This is a genomic window from Pseudomonas sp. B21-054, from assembly GCF_026016345.1.
In the GTDB taxonomy this organism is placed as follows: domain Bacteria; phylum Pseudomonadota; class Gammaproteobacteria; order Pseudomonadales; family Pseudomonadaceae; genus Aquipseudomonas.
In genome coordinates, this window is sequence record NZ_CP087204.1 from 4,596,233 (window position 1) to 4,613,073 (window position 16,841).

General features: G+C 60.5%; 14 protein-coding genes. 10 read left to right on the forward strand and 4 right to left on the reverse strand.

Features of this window, described 5'->3' with window-relative positions:
• The first annotated feature begins 151 nt into the window (after window positions 1–151).
• The 4 genes from metH to LOY70_RS19820 all read left to right on the forward strand — a co-directional run bounded on the left by metH (window position 152) and on the right by LOY70_RS19820 (window position 6,841).
• Entirely contained in the window at window positions 152–3,862 is a 3,711-nt protein-coding gene (metH, locus tag LOY70_RS19805; protein WP_265029015.1) for a methionine synthase, read from the forward strand.
• A 139-nt stretch (window positions 3,863–4,001) separates the two neighbouring features.
• Window positions 4,002–4,220, forward strand: a complete 219-nt coding sequence (locus LOY70_RS19810; RefSeq protein WP_092170364.1) for a DUF2970 domain-containing protein — start codon at window positions 4,002–4,004, stop codon at window positions 4,218–4,220.
• A 484-nt stretch (window positions 4,221–4,704) separates the two neighbouring features.
• Window positions 4,705–6,363 (forward strand): nitrite/sulfite reductase, encoded by a 1,659-nt coding sequence (locus LOY70_RS19815; RefSeq protein WP_123343169.1) that lies wholly within the window; start codon window positions 4,705–4,707, stop codon window positions 6,361–6,363.
• A complete protein-coding gene (locus tag LOY70_RS19820) occupies window positions 6,347–6,841 on the forward strand; it encodes a DUF934 domain-containing protein (RefSeq protein ID WP_123413203.1) in 495 nt (164 codons plus the stop codon). The genes LOY70_RS19815 and LOY70_RS19820 overlap by 17 nt, the downstream gene beginning before the upstream one ends.
• Window positions 6,842–7,054: 213 nt before the next feature.
• On the opposite strand, the gene sohB is transcribed toward LOY70_RS19820, so the two are convergent.
• Window positions 7,055–8,086, reverse strand: coding sequence for a protease SohB (sohB, locus tag LOY70_RS19825; RefSeq protein WP_265029016.1), 1,032 nt, complete (start codon window positions 8,084–8,086; stop codon window positions 7,055–7,057).
• Between the two features lie 264 nt (window positions 8,087–8,350).
• Here sohB and LOY70_RS19830 point away from each other — a divergent pair, with 264 nt between their 5' ends.
• The 4 genes from LOY70_RS19830 (at window position 8,351) to LOY70_RS19845 (ending at window position 12,291) form a co-directional block, all read left to right on the forward strand.
• Window positions 8,351–9,061, forward strand: coding sequence for a histidine phosphatase family protein (locus LOY70_RS19830; protein WP_265029017.1), 711 nt, complete (start codon window positions 8,351–8,353; stop codon window positions 9,059–9,061).
• A gap of 51 nt (window positions 9,062–9,112) precedes the next feature.
• A complete protein-coding gene (locus LOY70_RS19835; RefSeq protein ID WP_265029018.1) occupies window positions 9,113–9,427 on the forward strand; it encodes an SCP2 sterol-binding domain-containing protein in 315 nt (104 codons plus the stop codon).
• A gap of 218 nt (window positions 9,428–9,645) precedes the next feature.
• A complete protein-coding gene (locus tag LOY70_RS19840) occupies window positions 9,646–11,364 on the forward strand; it encodes a hydrogenase maturation protein (RefSeq protein WP_265029019.1) in 1,719 nt (572 codons plus the stop codon).
• Between the two features lie 63 nt (window positions 11,365–11,427).
• Window positions 11,428–12,291: a LysR family transcriptional regulator gene (locus tag LOY70_RS19845; RefSeq protein ID WP_265029020.1), complete on the forward strand. Its 864-nt coding sequence runs from the start codon at window positions 11,428–11,430 to the stop codon at window positions 12,289–12,291.
• 98 nt (window positions 12,292–12,389) lie between these two features.
• Here the strand turns inward: LOY70_RS19845 and LOY70_RS19850 are convergent, their stop codons facing one another.
• Window positions 12,390–12,623 (reverse strand): DUF465 domain-containing protein, encoded by a 234-nt coding sequence (locus tag LOY70_RS19850; RefSeq protein WP_265029021.1) that lies wholly within the window; start codon window positions 12,621–12,623, stop codon window positions 12,390–12,392.
• A 217-nt stretch (window positions 12,624–12,840) separates the two neighbouring features.
• Between LOY70_RS19850 and LOY70_RS19855 the strand changes: the two genes are divergently transcribed.
• Entirely contained in the window at window positions 12,841–13,362 is a 522-nt protein-coding gene (locus LOY70_RS19855; RefSeq protein ID WP_025214561.1) for a DUF4142 domain-containing protein, read from the forward strand.
• Window positions 13,363–13,580: 218 nt separating this feature from the next.
• On the forward strand, window positions 13,581–14,234 hold the full coding sequence (locus tag LOY70_RS19860; protein ID WP_265029022.1) for a Pr6Pr family membrane protein: 654 nt from the start codon (window positions 13,581–13,583) through the stop codon (window positions 14,232–14,234).
• A 59-nt stretch (window positions 14,235–14,293) separates the two neighbouring features.
• On the opposite strand, the gene LOY70_RS19865 is transcribed toward LOY70_RS19860, so the two are convergent.
• Window positions 14,294–14,575 (reverse strand): hypothetical protein, encoded by a 282-nt coding sequence (locus LOY70_RS19865; RefSeq protein WP_185067104.1) that lies wholly within the window; start codon window positions 14,573–14,575, stop codon window positions 14,294–14,296.
• Window positions 14,576–14,671: 96 nt separating this feature from the next.
• Window positions 14,672–16,783 (reverse strand): PAS domain-containing sensor histidine kinase, encoded by a 2,112-nt coding sequence (locus LOY70_RS19870; protein ID WP_265029023.1) that lies wholly within the window; start codon window positions 16,781–16,783, stop codon window positions 14,672–14,674.
• Window positions 16,784–16,841 lie beyond the last annotated feature (58 nt).

Below are 16,841 nucleotides of genomic sequence, written 5' to 3' on the forward strand. Positions count from 1 at the left end.
CGGGTCCCAAGGAGATAATTGGGCGATTCTACCGGGCCAGCATCGCGATGCAAACATGAGCAACATTCATGCAAAAGCCACCCATGATCAAATACCGTACAGGTTTGTTATCATTCCGGCCTTCGTAATGGTCTTTTCCCCAGGTAGTCCTATGTCCGATCGCAGCGCTCGCCTTTATCTTCTCCAGCAAGCCCTCAAGGAACGCATCCTGATCCTCGACGGCGGCATGGGCACGATGATCCAGAGCTACAAGCTCGAGGAGCAGGACTACCGGGGCAAGCGCTTTGCCGACTGGCCGAGCGACGTCAAGGGCAACAATGACCTGCTGGTACTGAGCCGCCCGGACGTGATCGGCGCCATCGAAAAAGCCTACCTGGATGCCGGCGCCGATATCCTGGAAACCAACACCTTCAACGCCACCCAGGTGTCCCAGGCTGACTACGGCATGCAGGCCCTGGCCTACGAGCTGAACCTGGAAGGCGCGCGCCTGGCCCGCAAGGTGGCCGACGCCAAGACCCTGGAAACCCCGGACAAGCCGCGCTTCGTCGCCGGCGTGCTCGGCCCGACCAGCCGCACCTGCTCGCTGTCGCCGGACGTGAACAACCCCGGCTACCGCAACGTGACCTTCGATGAATTGGTGGAGAACTACACCGAGGCCACCAAGGGCCTGATCGAAGGCGGCGCCGACCTGATCCTGATCGAAACCATTTTCGACACGCTGAACGCCAAGGCGGCGATTTTCGCCGTGCAGGGCGTCTACGAAGAGCTGGGTGTCGAACTGCCGATCATGATCTCCGGCACCATCACCGACGCCTCCGGCCGCACCCTCTCCGGCCAGACCACCGAAGCCTTCTGGAACTCCGTGGCCCACGCCAAGCCGATTTCCGTGGGTTTGAACTGCGCCCTCGGCGCTAGCGAACTGCGGCCGTACCTGGAAGAGCTGTCGAACAAGGCCAACACCCACGTCTCGGCCCACCCGAACGCCGGCCTGCCCAACGAATTCGGTGAATACGACGAATTGCCGGCCGAGACCGCCCAAGTCATCGAGGAATTCGCCCAGAGCGGCTTCCTGAACATCGTCGGCGGCTGCTGCGGCACTACCCCGGCACACATCGAAGCCATCGCCAAGGCCGTGGCCGGCTACGCGCCGCGCCAGATCCCGGAGATCCCGAGGGCTTGCCGCCTGTCGGGCCTGGAACCGTTCACCATCGATCGCAGCTCGCTGTTCGTCAACGTCGGCGAGCGGACCAACATCACCGGTTCCGCCAAGTTCGCCCGGTTGATCCGCGAAGACAACTACACCGAAGCCCTGGAAGTGGCCCTGCAGCAGGTCGAGGCCGGCGCCCAGGTGATCGACATCAACATGGACGAGGGCATGCTCGATTCGAAGAAGGCCATGGTGACCTTCCTCAATCTGATCGCCGGCGAACCGGACATCTCCCGCGTGCCGATCATGATCGACTCGTCGAAATGGGAAGTGATCGAAGCCGGCCTCAAGTGCATCCAGGGCAAGGGCATCGTCAACTCCATCAGCATGAAGGAAGGCGTCGAGCAGTTCATCTATCACGCCAAACTTTGCAAACGCTACGGCGCCGCCGTGGTGGTGATGGCCTTCGACGAAGCCGGCCAGGCCGACACCGAGGCGCGCAAAAAGGAAATCTGCAAGCGCTCCTACGACATCCTGGTCAATGAAGTCGGCTTCCCGCCGGAAGACATCATCTTCGACCCGAACATCTTCGCCGTCGCCACCGGCATCGAAGAACACAACAACTATGCCGTGGACTTCATCAACGCCTGTGCCTACATCCGCGACGAACTGCCCTACGCACTGACCTCCGGTGGCGTGTCCAACGTGTCGTTCTCGTTCCGTGGCAACAACCCGGTGCGCGAGGCGATTCACTCGGTGTTCCTGCTGTATGCGATCCGCGCGGGCCTGACCATGGGCATCGTCAACGCCGGCCAGTTGGAGATCTACGACCAGATCCCGGCGGAACTGCGCGACGCCGTGGAAGACGTGATCCTCAACCGTACCCCCGAAGGCACCGACGCCCTCCTCGCCATCGCCGACAAGTACAAGGGCGACGGCAGCGTCAAGGAAGCGGAAACCGAGGAATGGCGCGGCTGGGAAGTCAACAAGCGCCTGGAACATGCACTGGTCAAGGGCATCACCACCCACATCGTCGAAGACACCGAAGAGTCGCGCCAGTCCTTCACCCGGCCCATCGAAGTCATCGAGGGCCCGCTGATGGCCGGCATGAACATCGTCGGCGACCTGTTTGGTGCCGGTAAAATGTTCCTGCCCCAAGTGGTGAAATCCGCCCGGGTGATGAAGCAGGCCGTGGCCCACCTGATTCCGTTCATCGAGGCGGAAAAAGGCGACAAGCCGGAGGCCAAGGGCAAGATCCTGATGGCCACGGTCAAGGGCGACGTCCATGACATCGGCAAGAATATCGTCGGCGTGGTGCTGGGTTGCAACGGCTATGACATTGTCGACCTGGGCGTGATGGTGCCGGCGGAGAAGATCCTGCAGGTGGCCAAGGAGCAGAAGTGCGACATCATCGGCCTGTCCGGCCTGATCACCCCATCCCTGGATGAGATGGTGCATGTGGCGCGCGAGATGCAGCGCCAGGATTTCCATCTGCCTCTGATGATCGGTGGCGCCACCACCTCCAAGGCCCACACGGCGGTGAAGATCGAGCCCAAGTACAGCAACGACGCGGTGATCTACGTCACCGACGCCTCCCGCGCCGTGGGCGTGGCCACGCAATTGCTGTCCAAGGAACTCAAGCCGGCGTTCGTCGAGAAAACCCGCCTGGAATACATGGACGTGCGCGAGCGTACGTCCAACCGCAGCGCCCGCACCGAGCGCCTGAGCTACCCGGCGGCCGTGGCCAAGAAGCCGCAGTTCGACTGGAGCAGCTACCAGCCGGTCAAGCCGACCTTCACCGGCGCCAAGGTGCTGGACAACATCGACTTGAACGTCCTGGCCGAATACATCGACTGGACGCCGTTCTTCATTTCCTGGGACCTGGCCGGCAAGTACCCACGCATCCTCACCGACGAAGTGGTCGGGGAAGCCGCCACCGCGCTGTACGCCGATGCCCGAGCGATGTTGCGAAAGCTGATCGACGAGAAACTCATCAGCGCTCGCGCCGTGTTCGGTTTCTGGCCGGCCAATCAGGTGCATGACGACGACCTGGAAGTCTACGGTGACGACGGCAAGCCGCTGGCACGCCTGCATCACCTGCGCCAGCAGATCATCAAGACCGATGGCAAGCCCAACTTCTCCCTGGCCGACTTCGTCGCGCCGAAGGACAGCGGCGTGACCGACTACGTCGGCGGCTTCATCACCACCGCCGGCATCGGTGCCGAAGAAGTCGCCAAGGCCTATCAGGAGGCCGGCGACGACTACAACTCGATCATGGTCAAGGCCCTCGCCGACCGCCTGGCCGAAGCCTGCGCCGAATGGTTGCACCAGCAGGTGCGCAAGAACTATTGGGGCTACGCCCAGGACGAGAGCCTGGACAACGACGCCCTGATCAAGGAGCAATACACCGGCATCCGCCCTGCCCCCGGTTACCCGGCCTGCCCGGACCACACCGAGAAAGCCACCCTGTTCCGCCTGCTCGACCCCGAGGCCAGCGAACTGAAGGCTGGACGCAGCGGCGTGTTCCTCACCGAACACTACGCGATGTTCCCGGCAGCGGCGGTCAGCGGCTGGTACTTCGCCCATCCCCAGGCGCAATACTTTGCCGTGGGCAAGATCGATAAGGACCAGGTCCAGAGCTATACCGCGCGTAAAGGCCAGGACTTGAGTGTGACCGAGCGTTGGTTGTCGCCGAATTTGGGTTACGACAACTAAAACCCTTTCAACCAAAAAGATCGCAGCGTGCAGCAGCTCCTACAGGGATCAACAATCTCTGCAGGAGCTGCTGCACGCTGCGATCTTTTTTTCATGTGTTGTCTATGCTTGTTCCACACACATGACAGACGAGGGATTTATGGACGATCCAGTCGACAACAAGCCACCGACGCTGTGGCAGATGATGCACAGCGTGCTGGCCGCCGCTTTCGGCGTGCAGAGTGGCAAGAACCGCGCCCGTGATTTCACCCACGGCAAGCCGAGTCACTTCGTGATACTGGGCATCACGTTCACGGTGATTTTCGCCTTGACGCTGTTTGGCATCGTCAAGTTGGTGGTGCATCTGGCGGGGTTGTAACGCTCTCCAACACAACACATGCCCCTGTGGGAGCGAGCTTGCTCGCTCCCACAGGTTTTTCATCGCCTGGGATAACCGGTTATTGGTGACTGACCCAGAATACTGCGGTGCCTACCACCAGGATAATCAGGAACAAAATGGCCCAGGCATCAACAGTACTGTCGCTTTTCCTTGCTTTGGTCGGATTGCTCATTGCATCGCCTCTTGTCGGTTTTGTAGGTGATTGCATAGGGACTCGACCACAGTTAAGACGATGATTGCCCGTACGACAAATGTGGGTTAGGCAATAATCAGTCTCAATAGTCGATTTGGTTCTTTACATATACTCAAACATCACTTTTGCGCATAACCCAAAACAGGTATCTTGCACCGGCTCCTCTAGGAGTGCGCGGCCGTGCGCGCAGAATTGCCGAGGCAGAATCCGATTCCAGCGAGCCAACACGCAGCTGTTTCTGATCGGCCCAAGCCTGAGAACGAGACTTATATGTACGTATATGACGAGTACGATCAGCGAATCATCGAGGACCGCGTCAAGCAGTTCCGTGATCAGACCCGACGCTATCTGGCAGGCGAGCTGAGCGAAGAAGAATTCCGCCCTCTGCGCTTGCAGAATGGACTGTATATCCAGCGCTTCGCCCCGATGCTGCGCGTGGCTGTGCCTTATGGCCAGTTGACTTCGCGCCAAGTGCGCATGCTGGCCAAGATCGCCCGCGACTACGACAAGGGCTACGCCCACATCAGTACCCGGCAGAACGTCCAGTACAACTGGCCGGCGCTGGAAGACGTGCCTGAGATCCTGGCTGAACTGGCCACTGTACAGATGCACGCGATCCAGACCAGCGGCAACTGCCTGCGCAACGTCACCACCGACCAATTTGCCGGTGTCGCCGCCGATGAGCTGATCGACCCGCGTCCATGGTGCGAGATCGTCCGTCAATGGACCACATTCCATCCGGAATTCGCCTACCTGCCGCGCAAGTTCAAGATCGCCATCAATGGCTCGAGTTCGGACCGCGCGGCCATCGAAGTCCACGACATCGGCCTGGAGACGGTCTACAACGCCGCCGGCGAGCTGGGCTTCCGTGTGCTGGTAGGTGGCGGCCTCGGCCGTACGCCGGTGGTCGGCGCGTTCATCAACGAGTTCCTGCCGTGGCAGGATCTGCTGAGCTACCTCGACGCCATCCTGCGGGTGTACAACCGCTACGGCCGTCGCGACAACAAGTACAAGGCGCGGATCAAGATTCTGGTCAAGGCTCTTACGCCTGAAGTGTTTGCCGAGAAGGTCGAGGCCGAAATGGCTCACCTGCGCGGCGGCCAGACCACCCTGACCGAAGCCGAAGTCCACCGTGTGGCCAAGCATTTCGTCGATCCAGACTACAAGGCCCTGAGCAATCAGGACGCCGAGCTGGCTGCCCTCGACAAAGAACATCCAGGCTTCGCCCGCTGGCGCACTCGCAACACCCTGGCCCACAAAAAGCCGGGCTACGTGGCAGTAACGCTGTCCCTGAAGCCAACCGGCGTTGCGCCAGGCGATATCACCGACAAGCAACTGGACGCCGTGGCCGACCTGGCCGAGCGCTACAGCTTCGGTCAACTGCGCACCTCCCACGAGCAGAACATCATCCTGGCGGACGTTGAACAGAGCCAGTTGTTCACCCTGTGGGGCGAGTTGCGCGAGCAAGGCTTCGCCACCCCGAACATCGGCCTGCTGACCGACATCATCTGCTGCCCGGGCGGTGATTTCTGCTCCCTGGCCAACGCCAAGTCGATCCCTATCGCCGAGTCGATCCAGCGCCGTTTCGACGATCTGGACTACCTGTTCGATATTGGTGAGCTGGATCTGAACATTTCCGGTTGCATGAACGCCTGTGGCCACCACCACGTCGGCCACATCGGCATCCTGGGCGTGGACAAGAAAGGCGAAGAGTTCTACCAGGTTTCCCTGGGCGGCAGCGGTAACCGCGATGCCAGCCTGGGCAAGATCCTCGGCCCGTCGTTTGCCCAGGATGACATGCCTGATGTGATCGAGAAGCTGATCGACGTGTACATTGAACAACGTACCGAAGACGAGCGCTTCATCGACACTTATCAACGTATTGGCATCGACCTCTTCAAGGAACGCGTCTATGCAGCGAATCATTAAGAACAACGAGGTCATCGACGAAACCTGGCACCTTCTGCCCAAGGATGCGTCTTTCGATGGCATCTCCAACTGCGATGACCTGATCGTTCCCCTGGCCCTGTGGCGCGATCATGCTCACGCCCTCAAGGCTCGCGACGGCGGCCTGGGCGTATGGCTGGACGCCGACGAGGAAGCGGAAGAGATTGGTGATGACGCCAACCAGCTGCAAGTCATCGCCCTGAACTTCCCGGCCTTTACCGACGGGCGTAGCTACTCCAACGCTCGTTTGCTGCGCGATCGCTACGGCTTCAAGGGTGAATTGCGGGCGATTGGCGATGTCCTGCGCGACCAGCTGTTCTATATGCGCCGCTGCGGTTTCGACGCCTTTGCCTTGCGCGCCGATAAAGACCCCTACGAGGCCCTCGAAAGCCTCAAGGACTTCTCGGTGACCTACCAGGCCGCCACCGACGAGCCGCTGCCGCTGTTTCGTCGTCGCTGAAACAGCCCCATGAAAAAGCCCTGATCCGGGTGTTCCGGTTCAGGGCTTTTTTGTTTTCGGTACCTTGATCCATCTCGCTCCCACCCGCCTCAGGCCCACTGTGGGAGTGAGCTTGCTCGCGATAGCGCTGGATCAGCTTGCATCTATGTTGGATGTGTCGCCGCTATCGCGAGCAAGCTCGCTCCCACAGGGGGGTAGGCACTCTCTCTGCAATTACCAGAACCGCTGCTGGGTCAGGCGACTCCACCAACTCAGCAAGACCCGATCCACCGAACCGCTGGCCGCCATGCCGATGCGTTCTTGCAGGCTTTTGCGTTCGGCGTAGTGCAGGTGGTACAGCTCGGCACCTTTGGCCCGCTCGGCGAGGTATTCGTCGCTGGTCTTCAGTTCGTCCACCAGCCCCTTGCCCAGCGCCGCGACCCCCAGCCAGACTTCACCGGTCGCCACTTCATCAATGGCCAGTTGCGGACGGTAGTTGGACACAAAATTCTTGAACAGCTCATGGGTGATGTCCAGATCTTCCTGGAACTTCTCCCGGCCCTTCTCGGTATTTTCGCCGAACACCGTCAACGTACGCTTGTATTCACCGGCGGTCAGCACTTCGAAATCGATGTCGTGTTTCTTCAGCAGCCGGTTGACGTTGGGCAACTGCGCGACGACGCCAATGGAACCCAGGATGGCGAACGGTGCACTGATGATCTTCTCGCCGATGCACGCCATCATGTAGCCGCCGCTGGCCGCGACCTTGTCGATGCACACCGTCAACGGCACGCCAGCCTGACGGATACGCGCCAGTTGCGAGGAGGCCAGGCCGTAGCTGTGGACCATGCCCCCGCCGCTTTCCAGGCGCAGTACCACTTCATCCTTCGGCGTCGCCAGGGTCAGCAGCGCGGTGATTTCATGACGCAGGCTCTCGGTGGCCGAAGCCTTGATGTCGCCATCGAAATCCAGCACGAACACCCGCGGCTTGCTCGCCGGTTTGTCCTTTTGCTTCTTCGCAGCCTTTTCAGCCTTGCTTTCTGTCTTGCGCAGGGCCTTGAGCTGGTCTTTGTCCAACAGCGTCTGCTCCAGACGCTCGCGCAGACCTTTGTAGAAATCGTTGAGCTTGCTCACCTGCAACTGGCCGGCCGACTTGCGCCGTCCCTTGCTGCGCAGCGCAGCAAAACTGGCCAGCACCACCAGGATGGCGATCACCAGCGTCACGGTCTTGGCCAGAAAACTGGCGTATTCGATGAAGAACTCCACAATGGCTCCTAGTCAATTCAAAACGCCGCTCAAACGCGGGCACCTAACGCTCCCAGCATACCCATGCGCCCGCCTCGCGGCCAGCCATGAAACCTGCGGTAACCTTGGCGCTCCCTGGAATACAGGCTGAGCATTCAAACGCGAGCAAGGACCCTGGTCATCGGCTGTAACAGGCATTTCAAACAAGCGTATGTTTTTTCATTGACAGCTCACCGCCATCCTCATAACCTCGCCAAACCTTCAACGTACCGGGATGACGCGGACGTGGGCAGCATCTATCTGATTCGACATGGCCAGGCCTCCTTCGGTGCGGACGACTACGATGTCCTTTCGCCCAACGGTATACGCCAGGCGCAAGTGCTCGGTAGCCACCTGGCGGAACTCGGTGTCGTATTCGATCGTTGCCTCTCGGGTGACCTGCGTCGCCAACAGGACACCGCCACGGGCGCGCTGGGCCAGATGGTCGCCGCCGGATTGCCGGTTCCCGAGCTGGAAATCGACACCGCGTTCAACGAGTTCGATGCTGACGCGGTGATCCGCGCCCTGTTGCCGGACATGCTCCCCGAGGAACCCGGCGCCCTGGAGACCCTGCGCAACGCCGCACAGAACCGCGCCGAATTCCAACGCATCTTTGCGCTGATCGTCGAGCGCTGGCTCAGCGGCCGCTACGACCCGCCCGGGCTGGAAAGCTGGCTGGGGTTCGTCGAGCGGGTCCAGGCCGGTCTGCAGCGCATCCTGGAACAAGCCGACAATGCCCAGAAAATCGCCGTGTTCACCTCCGGCGGCACCATCACCGCCCTGCTCCACCTGATCACCCAGATACCGGCCCGACAGGCCTTCGAACTCAACTGGCAAATCGTCAACACCTCGCTCAACCACCTGAAATTCAGGGGCCGCGAGGTGGCCCTGGCTTCCTTCAACAGTCATGCCCACCTGCAACTGCTGAAGGTCCCGGACCTCATCACCTTTCGCTGAGTCCGGATTACTGTAGACCCTTGCTGTATCACCCAAATAAGGATCGAAACCATGACCTCCGTAGCCGACGCCGTACAAGCCATGAAAGCCAAGTTCAACCCTGCCGCCGCTGCCGGCCTGGACCTGGTATTCGGTTTTCGCATCGACGATACCAAGCATTTCTCGCTGATCGTCAAGGACAGCACCTGCGAACTGCAGGAAGGTGAAAATCCGGACGCCCAGGTGACCCTGGTCATGGACGGCGAAACCCTCCAAGGCATCGTCGACGGCAGCACCGACGGCATGCAAGCGTTCATGTCCGGTAAGCTGAAAACCGAAGGCGACATGATGCTGGCCATGAAACTGTCCGAACTGTTCCCTGGCTGAAACGGCGCTTGCATTCTTCGCAGGCCTTTACGCTGCAAACGAATCCCGCCCCCAAGGCGGGATTCTTGTTTTTAACCTCCGCCGATTTCCCGCAGCACACACAACCTTGACCCTAGTCAGTTGCCAATCGCCCGCCAACCAGTAATTTAGCGCCTCCATCAAAGCCAGGGACGGCTCATCGGGAGCCTGCGCCTGCTCATCTCAAGGAAGAGACTTTCATGCCCGCACTGAAGATCATTCTGCTATCGACCGCGTTCAATGGCCTGACCCAACGCGCCTGGCTGGCGCTGCGCGAAGCCGGCTACCGGCCCAGCGTGGTGCTGTTCACCGATCCCGCCTCGGTCTGTCGGCAAATCGAAGAAAGCGGCGCCGACCTGGTGATCTGTCCGTTTCTCAAGGACCGCGTACCCGGACAGTTGTGGCGCAATTCCCGGCGTCCAGTGGTGATCATTCACCCGGGCATCGTCGGCGACCGCGGCGCCAGCGCCCTGGACTGGGCCATCACCCGGCAAACCGAGCGCTGGGGCGTGACGGCGTTGCAGGCGGTAGAGGAAATGGACGCCGGTCCGATCTGGGCCACTTGCGAATTCAACCTGCCCGAAGGCCTGCGCAAGTCCGAGTTGTATAACGGCCCGGTCAGCGATGCGGCCATCCGTTGCATTCGCGAAGTCGTGGAAAAATTCGTCAACGGTTTCACCCCGGTGCCGCTGGACTACAACCGTCATGACGTGGTCGGACGCCTGCAACCGAACATGACCCAGGACGATCGCACCTTCAGCTGGCATGACAGCAGCCGCTTCATCAAGCGCTGCATCGACGCCGCCGACGGTCAGCCCGGAGTGCTCGCGAGCCTGGCGGGTAGCCAGTTCTACCTGTATGACGCCCATGCGGACGTTCGTCGTGGCCTGCCCGGCGAACTGCTGGCCGTGCGCGACGATGCGGTGTTGGTGGCCACAGGCGATGCGAGCCTGTGGATCGGCGCCCTGCGCCATAAACCGCAACCTGGCGAACAGACATTCAAGCGCCCGGCGCGCCATGTGCTGTCGGAACGACTCAAGGGTGTCCCGGTGCTCGACAGCTCCCTGGCCCGGCAGCCATTCAGCGATGAAGCGTATCAGCCCATTCGCTACCGCGAATGCGGCCATGTGGGTGAACTGACGTTCGAGTTCTATAACGGCGCGATGAGCACCGGGCAATGCCAACGTCTGGTGGAGGCGCTGCGCTGGGCCAAGTCCCGGGACACCGAGGTGCTGTTGATCCGGGGCGGGCGCGGCAGCTTTTCCAATGGCGTGCACCTGAACGTGATCCAGGCCGCCGCCGAGCCCGGCCTGGAGGCCTGGGCCAACATCCAGGCCATCGATGACGTCTGCCTCGAATTGTTCAGTGCCCGGCAACTGGTTGTCAGCGGCCTGACGGGGAACGCCGGGGCTGGCGGCGTGATGTTGGCCCTGGCGGCCGATGTCGTCCTGGCACGCAGCGACATTGTGCTCAACCCTCACTACGCAACCATGGGCCTGTACGGCTCCGAATACTGGACCTACAGCCTGCCCCGCGCAGTCGGGCCGGACATAGCCCGGCAACTCACCCAGGACTGCCTGCCCATCAGCACGCTCCAGGCGCTGCGCTATGGCATGGTCCAAGAGATCGGGCCACGCTGCCCCGACGAATTCGGCCTATGGCTACTGCAACGGGCCAACAGTGCGCTGCTCGATCCAACCTATGAAGCCATTCGGGTTCGCAAGGCCGAACGGAGCCTGTCGGCGATCCAGGCGTGCCGTGACAGCGAGCTCATGCAGATGCGCCGTGACATGGTGGACAATCGCCACGGCTTCGCCGAGAAGTGCCGGCATTTCGTGCTCAAGCATAAGGCCTGCCGCACACCAGAACGCCTGGTGGCGCCCTGGGCGCGGATGGCGCGGGCCCATGCCCTCCAATGATTCCCGGTATCGGGGACGCGTGGCAGCTCTTACAATGCCCGCTTCCCCTGCATCGGCCTGAACATGGACATCGACCTCGCCCGTACCTTCCTGGAAATCGTCCGCCACGGCAGTCTCGCCGCGGCAGCCGATAAGCTGCACGTCACCCAGACAGCGATTACCGCTCGGGTACAGAAGCTCGAAAGCCAGCTCGGCTGTGCGTTGTTCGTGCGCAACCGGGCCGGCGCACGCCTGACCGCCGACGGCGAGGCCTTCGTGATCTACGCCAACCAACTGGTGCAAACCTGGGAAGCTGCCCGCCGCGACCTGCCACTGCCCGAGGGCTATCGCAACGTCTTGCACCTCGGCGGCGAGGTCAGCCTGTGCAACCCCTTGATGCTCGCCTGGGCCGGCGAACTGCGCCAGAAGATCCCCGGCCATGCCCTGCGCATGGACATCCGCGACGGTGAAAAACTGGTGCAGCAGCTGGAGTTGGGTTTGTTGGATGCGGCGGTGGTGTACCAGCCGGAATACTGGCCGCGCCTGCAAGTCGAGCAACTGCTGGAGGAAAAACTCATCCTGGTGCGCCTTGCCACGTGTCCCGAACCCTACGTGTACATCGACTGGAGCGCCGACTTCCGCCGCCAACACGACACCGCGCTACCGGACAAGGCCAAGGCGGCAGTGACCTTCAACCTTGGCCCACTGGCCTTGCAGTACATTCTGGAAAACGGTGGCAGCGGCTACTTCCGCACCCGCGTTGTGCAGAGCTACCTGGACAGCGGCATCCTGGAGCGGGTGCCCAAGGCGCCGGAATTCAACTACCCGACCTACCTGGTCTATTCCCGGGACCGGGATTCGGTGGCGCTGCAGCAGGCGTTCGAAGTGCTGCGCGAGATCGTCAAGACCGGTAGCGACTGGTCCCAGCGCTGGGACCCGCTGACCTGATGGATCTGTGGTGAGGGATTTATTCCCTCGCCACAGAAGCGCGCCTCAAAATGTGAGCCCCCTCACTGCCGCTCCTTACAAGCAGGCTGGCCTCACGGCTACTTCACTCTCGCTGCGATCTTATCTTTGAGCAGCAAGCGTTTCTTCTTGAGCGTCTCCAGGACATTGTCGGACAGCCCCGGCGATGATGGTTTTTCAGCGTCGACAACCTCGGCATCAAGTTGGGAGTATTTATTGAGTAACGAGTCGAGCCTTGGATCCTCGCTGCGTTTTTGCTGGATGTGGTCTGTTGTGCAGTTCAGGTCCTGGCACAAATCGTGGGACACCGGCATGGAACACCTCCTTCAGTGGGTCGGTGGAAGACGCCTTTACAGCGCTCGTCGATGATCAGGATGGCCTCGTCGACGGGGTTCTGTCGACCGCCAATCCGACCAGCGGTGACCGTTCGTCGTAACGCAACGCCTTCAAATCAAACCTTTGTCCAGGCGTCGCTCTCCATTAATCAGAGACGAAAAGAATCGCTCTTTCAACCTGTGTGGAGACTTACCTATGGACGGATTTACCCTACGTCAACTCGGCTTGGCAGTTGCCCTCAGCACCAGCATGGGCATGGCTTGGGCCGCAACCTCCAATGACTTCGTCGACAATGCGGCGGCCGGTGGCATCGCGGAAATCGAAACCAGCAAACTGGCCTTGGAAAAAAGCGCCTCGGCGGACGTGAAGGCGTTTGCCAACAAGATGATCACCGACCATACCAAGGCCAATGAAGAGCTGCTCGCACTGGCGAAAAAACATGACATTGAAGTGCCAGACGAAACCACGTTGATGAAGAAGGCCAAGGCCAAGATTCTCGAAGTACGTGATGAATCCTTTGATGCGGCCTACGCCAACAACCAGGTGAAGGCCCACGAAGAAACCATCGCCCTATTCAAGAAAGAGGCCGAGACGGTTACGGACGATAAAAAGGCAGGCAACACCGAACTGAAGGCGTTCGCCCAGAAAATGCTGCCCGATCTGCAGCATCACTTGGACGAAGCCAAGAAACTGCAGGCGGCTCACCCCAGCAAGTAACCCTGCGACACAAAATAAGGCCGTCTTCATGAAGATGGCCTTATTCGACCCAAGCCCGTCGGTGTTCATGACTACCGTTGGTCAGCACTGTCATTTCTGACAGTAGAATATTGCAACTCACGCTCCTAGGGTCTTGCTCAATAGACACTCCTGCTTATACAAGCGTCCAACCTCTTGGAGCTTTGCAGTCGCAGGTGTCGCGTAGCAGGAGCCAAGTCATGAGCGATGAACCGGTGTTAACGCAAAGCGCTGGCGGTATTGCGGTGAAAGTCGCCGCACTGCTGGGATGGTTCGCATTGATCCTCCAGCTCTACCTGATCCTGACTTCGCGCTGGCAGGGCGACAAGAGCCTGTGGGGCGGAGTCGACATCTTCTTCAGTTATTTTACGGTGCTGACCAATATCCTGGTGGCAGTGGTGCTGACCTGCGCGGCCACTTCAGGGGATTCGGCGCTGCGGCGCTTCTTTCTCAAACCCAAAGTCCAGGGCGGTGTAGCCGCTGCCATCATACTCGTGGGGCTGGCGTACAACCTGCTGCTGCGCAATATCTGGAACCCCCAGGGCTTGCAGTGGGTGGCCGATGAATTGCTGCATGACGTGATGCCGGTGCTGTTTGTGGTCTATTGGTGGTTCTGCGTGCCCAAGGGCACTTTGCAATGGCAGGACGTCTGGCCGTGGTTGATCTATCCGCTGGTCTATTTCATCTACGCCTTGGTGCGTGGTTACTTTGTCGGTTCCTACCCCTATCCTTTTATCGAAGTGGACACACTGGGTTACCCCCAGGTGTTCATTAATGCGGTGCTGGTACTGCTGGGGTTCGTAGGGGTGTCGCTGGTGCTGATTGCCCTGGATCGCTGGAAAGGCAGGCACTGAGGCAGCCCCAGCGCCAAACACCTCATCAGCACCCAATGGGCCGACGAATCGGGTAGCGGTCAACCACCGTCGGTGTCGATATCCGCATCCGTGCTTTCGCCGGACTTCGGCCGATCCGGATCAGGCTCGAAGCCAGGGCTGAAGGTATTGTCGTTGTCCTGATGAAGATTCTTCTGATCAACCTCTGGGGCAGCGCTCTGGGCCTGGTCGGTCCCGGCGGGGCTGACGGGCTGGGTGTCCGACGAATCAGCCGGAAGCTGCGGATCGATAGCCGGATCGTTACGCGGGGACGGGGTTTGCGTCTGGCCTTGTTGCTGGGTGTGTGCAGGATCGTCGTTCATGGGCACCTCGTTCATGGCAGGGCCGGATGGATGACCGGTCATGCTTATTCGAAGGCGACGCAACGACTTCGGTTCCATTTGTTTATGGGGCCGCGATCAGCAGCCCAGCACACTCTTGACCATCCGCATCAGCGCGTCCGGACCGTAGGGTTTGCTCAGCAGATGGGTATCGGGGCTCAACTGGTGGTTACGGGAAATGATGTCCCGGGTGTGGCCCGACGTGAATAGCACGGGAACCGGCGGTTCCTGCACCTTGGCCCAGGCTGCCAGGTCGGAGCTCTTGATCAGGCCGGGCATGACCACGTCAGTGAAGATCAGGTCCACCGAGACGCCTTCAAGCAGCAGTCTCATGGCCTCGTCGCCGTTGTTGGCCGTGAGGGTTTGGTAGCCGAACTGCTCCAACAGTTCCACCGACGCACTGCGTACTTCGTCATTGTCCTCCACCACGAGGATCGTCTCTTGCCCGCCGGAATCAAGCGTGTAGAGTTGCGCCACTTCGCCCGTTTCCGCCTGGTAGCTGCGAGGAAAATACATCCGCACCTGGGTTCCCTCGCCCAGCTCGCTGGAGAGTTCGATATGACCACCGCTCTGCTTGACGAACCCGAACACCATGCTCAAACCAAGCCCGGTGCCCTGGCCGTCGGTCTTGGTGGTGAAGAACGGCTCGAATACCTGTTTGAGAATATCGGGCGGCATGCCAACCCCGCGATCGGTCACCGACAATCGCACATAGTCGCCAGCCGCAATGCCCTTGCCGGCGCAGGACGGTTCGTCGAGCACGATATTTTCGCCGATCATACTGATCGTTCCCTCGCCGCCCATGGCATCACGAGCGTTGATCGCCAGGTTCAACAGGGCGTTTTCCAACTGGTTGCGGTCGACGTGGATGCACCAGGGTTCATCAGGCAAGCTCACTTCAATCTGAATGGTTTCGCCCAAGGCCCGTTGCAGCAGTTCACCCATTCCGTCATAGATACTTCGGGGATTGTAGACCGCCGGTGACAGTGGCTGGCGCCGGGCAAATGCCAGCAGTTGCGATGACAGCTTGGCGCCCCGCTCCACGGCTTCGATGGAGGCGCTGACCCGCCGTTGTACATTGGCGTTGTCCCGCTCGTGGCGGGCCAGCAAGTGCAGGTTACCGGCGATCACTTGCAACAAATTGTTGAAGTCATGGGCCACACCGCCCGTGAGACCACCAATGGACTCGAGTTTCTGTGACTGGCGCAATTGGTCTTCAGCTGTCAGTCGCGCCTGCACCTCATCAGCGACACGCTGTTCCAGGTCACGGGTGAATTTAAGCAGTGAGGCTTCGGCGGTCTTGCGTTCATTGATGTCGATCAGCACACCCGGAAACCGCAGGGGGTTGCCCGTCGCATCGAACTCGCATCGACCGCTGGCCAGCACCCACAGGTAATCACCGCCCAGGCGGCGCACCCGATATTCAGCGCTGTAAGGTGTGCCCGTGCGCAAGGTCAGTTGGACGCGTTGATCGACGTCGTCAAGGTCGTCCGGGTGGATGCTCTGGCGGGCAATCTCGACGGGCAGTGCATCCAGTGGAGTGTCTGGCGGGTAGTTGAAGGTACGGGCAAAACGCTCATCGCCCGACAGTGTGTCGGCCTGGACATCCCAGACGAATGAGCCCAGCAAGGGGCCGGCCGAAAGCGCCAACTGAATGCGCTCATTGACGGCACGATAACTGCGTTCGGCCTCTTGCCGGGCGCGTTCGGTCAATACAAGCTCCGTGGTCTCCACCACGATCGCCAAAACGCCTGCCGGGGCCTGGTCGTCGTCCGGCACCGGGCTGTAGTAAAGGTCCATCCACACGTCTTCAGGCTTGCCATTGCGCAATAGCACCAGTTCCTTGCTGCGATAGGACAAGGTGCCGCCGGCCAGGCAAACGTCCAGCACATGGCGATTGAACTCCGCGACCTCCGGCCAGCCCAACTCCACCGCGCACCCCAGCAAGTAGGGATGGCGGCCGCCGGCGAACTCGGCATAGGCGTCGTTGTAGATCATGAAACCCTGACGGCCCCACAACATCACCATTGGCAGAGGCGACGCCAGCAACACCTGGACAGCGCTGCGCAGGCTTGCGGACCAGTGTTCGATAGCGCCCAATTCGGTCCGGCTCCAATCGAACGCCCGGATACGCCCGGCCATTTCACCGCCCCACCCGGGGCACCCGTGATTCTGGGATAGAAACTGCATAGGGTCGACTCTGAAGCTGAAAATGCTTGTAGGGAACGGGTATACCACGAGTCCCTAG

Bases quoted from the DNA above. Each gene is read 5' to 3' on its own strand.
- LOY70_RS19865 (WP_185067104.1), bottom strand. From the start codon at position 14,575: ATGAACGACGATCCTGCACACACCCAGCAACAAGGCCAGACGCAAACC.
- LOY70_RS19840 (WP_265029019.1), top strand. From the start codon at position 9,646: ATGCCCGCACTGAAGATCATTCTGCTATCGACCGCGTTCAATGGCCTG.
- LOY70_RS19845 (WP_265029020.1), top strand. From the start codon at position 11,428: ATGGACATCGACCTCGCCCGTACCTTCCTGGAAATCGTCCGCCACGGC.
- LOY70_RS19855 (WP_025214561.1), top strand. From the start codon at position 12,841: ATGGACGGATTTACCCTACGTCAACTCGGCTTGGCAGTTGCCCTCAGC.
- LOY70_RS19870 (WP_265029023.1), bottom strand. From the start codon at position 16,783: ATGCAGTTTCTATCCCAGAATCACGGGTGCCCCGGGTGGGGCGGTGAA.
- LOY70_RS19810 (WP_092170364.1), top strand. From the start codon at position 4,002: ATGGACGATCCAGTCGACAACAAGCCACCGACGCTGTGGCAGATGATG.
- LOY70_RS19850 (WP_265029021.1), bottom strand. From the start codon at position 12,623: ATGCCGGTGTCCCACGATTTGTGCCAGGACCTGAACTGCACAACAGAC.
- metH (WP_265029015.1), top strand. From the start codon at position 152: ATGTCCGATCGCAGCGCTCGCCTTTATCTTCTCCAGCAAGCCCTCAAG.
- LOY70_RS19860 (WP_265029022.1), top strand. From the start codon at position 13,581: ATGAGCGATGAACCGGTGTTAACGCAAAGCGCTGGCGGTATTGCGGTG.
- LOY70_RS19815 (WP_123343169.1), top strand. From the start codon at position 4,705: ATGTACGTATATGACGAGTACGATCAGCGAATCATCGAGGACCGCGTC.
- LOY70_RS19835 (WP_265029018.1), top strand. From the start codon at position 9,113: ATGACCTCCGTAGCCGACGCCGTACAAGCCATGAAAGCCAAGTTCAAC.
- LOY70_RS19820 (WP_123413203.1), top strand. From the start codon at position 6,347: ATGCAGCGAATCATTAAGAACAACGAGGTCATCGACGAAACCTGGCAC.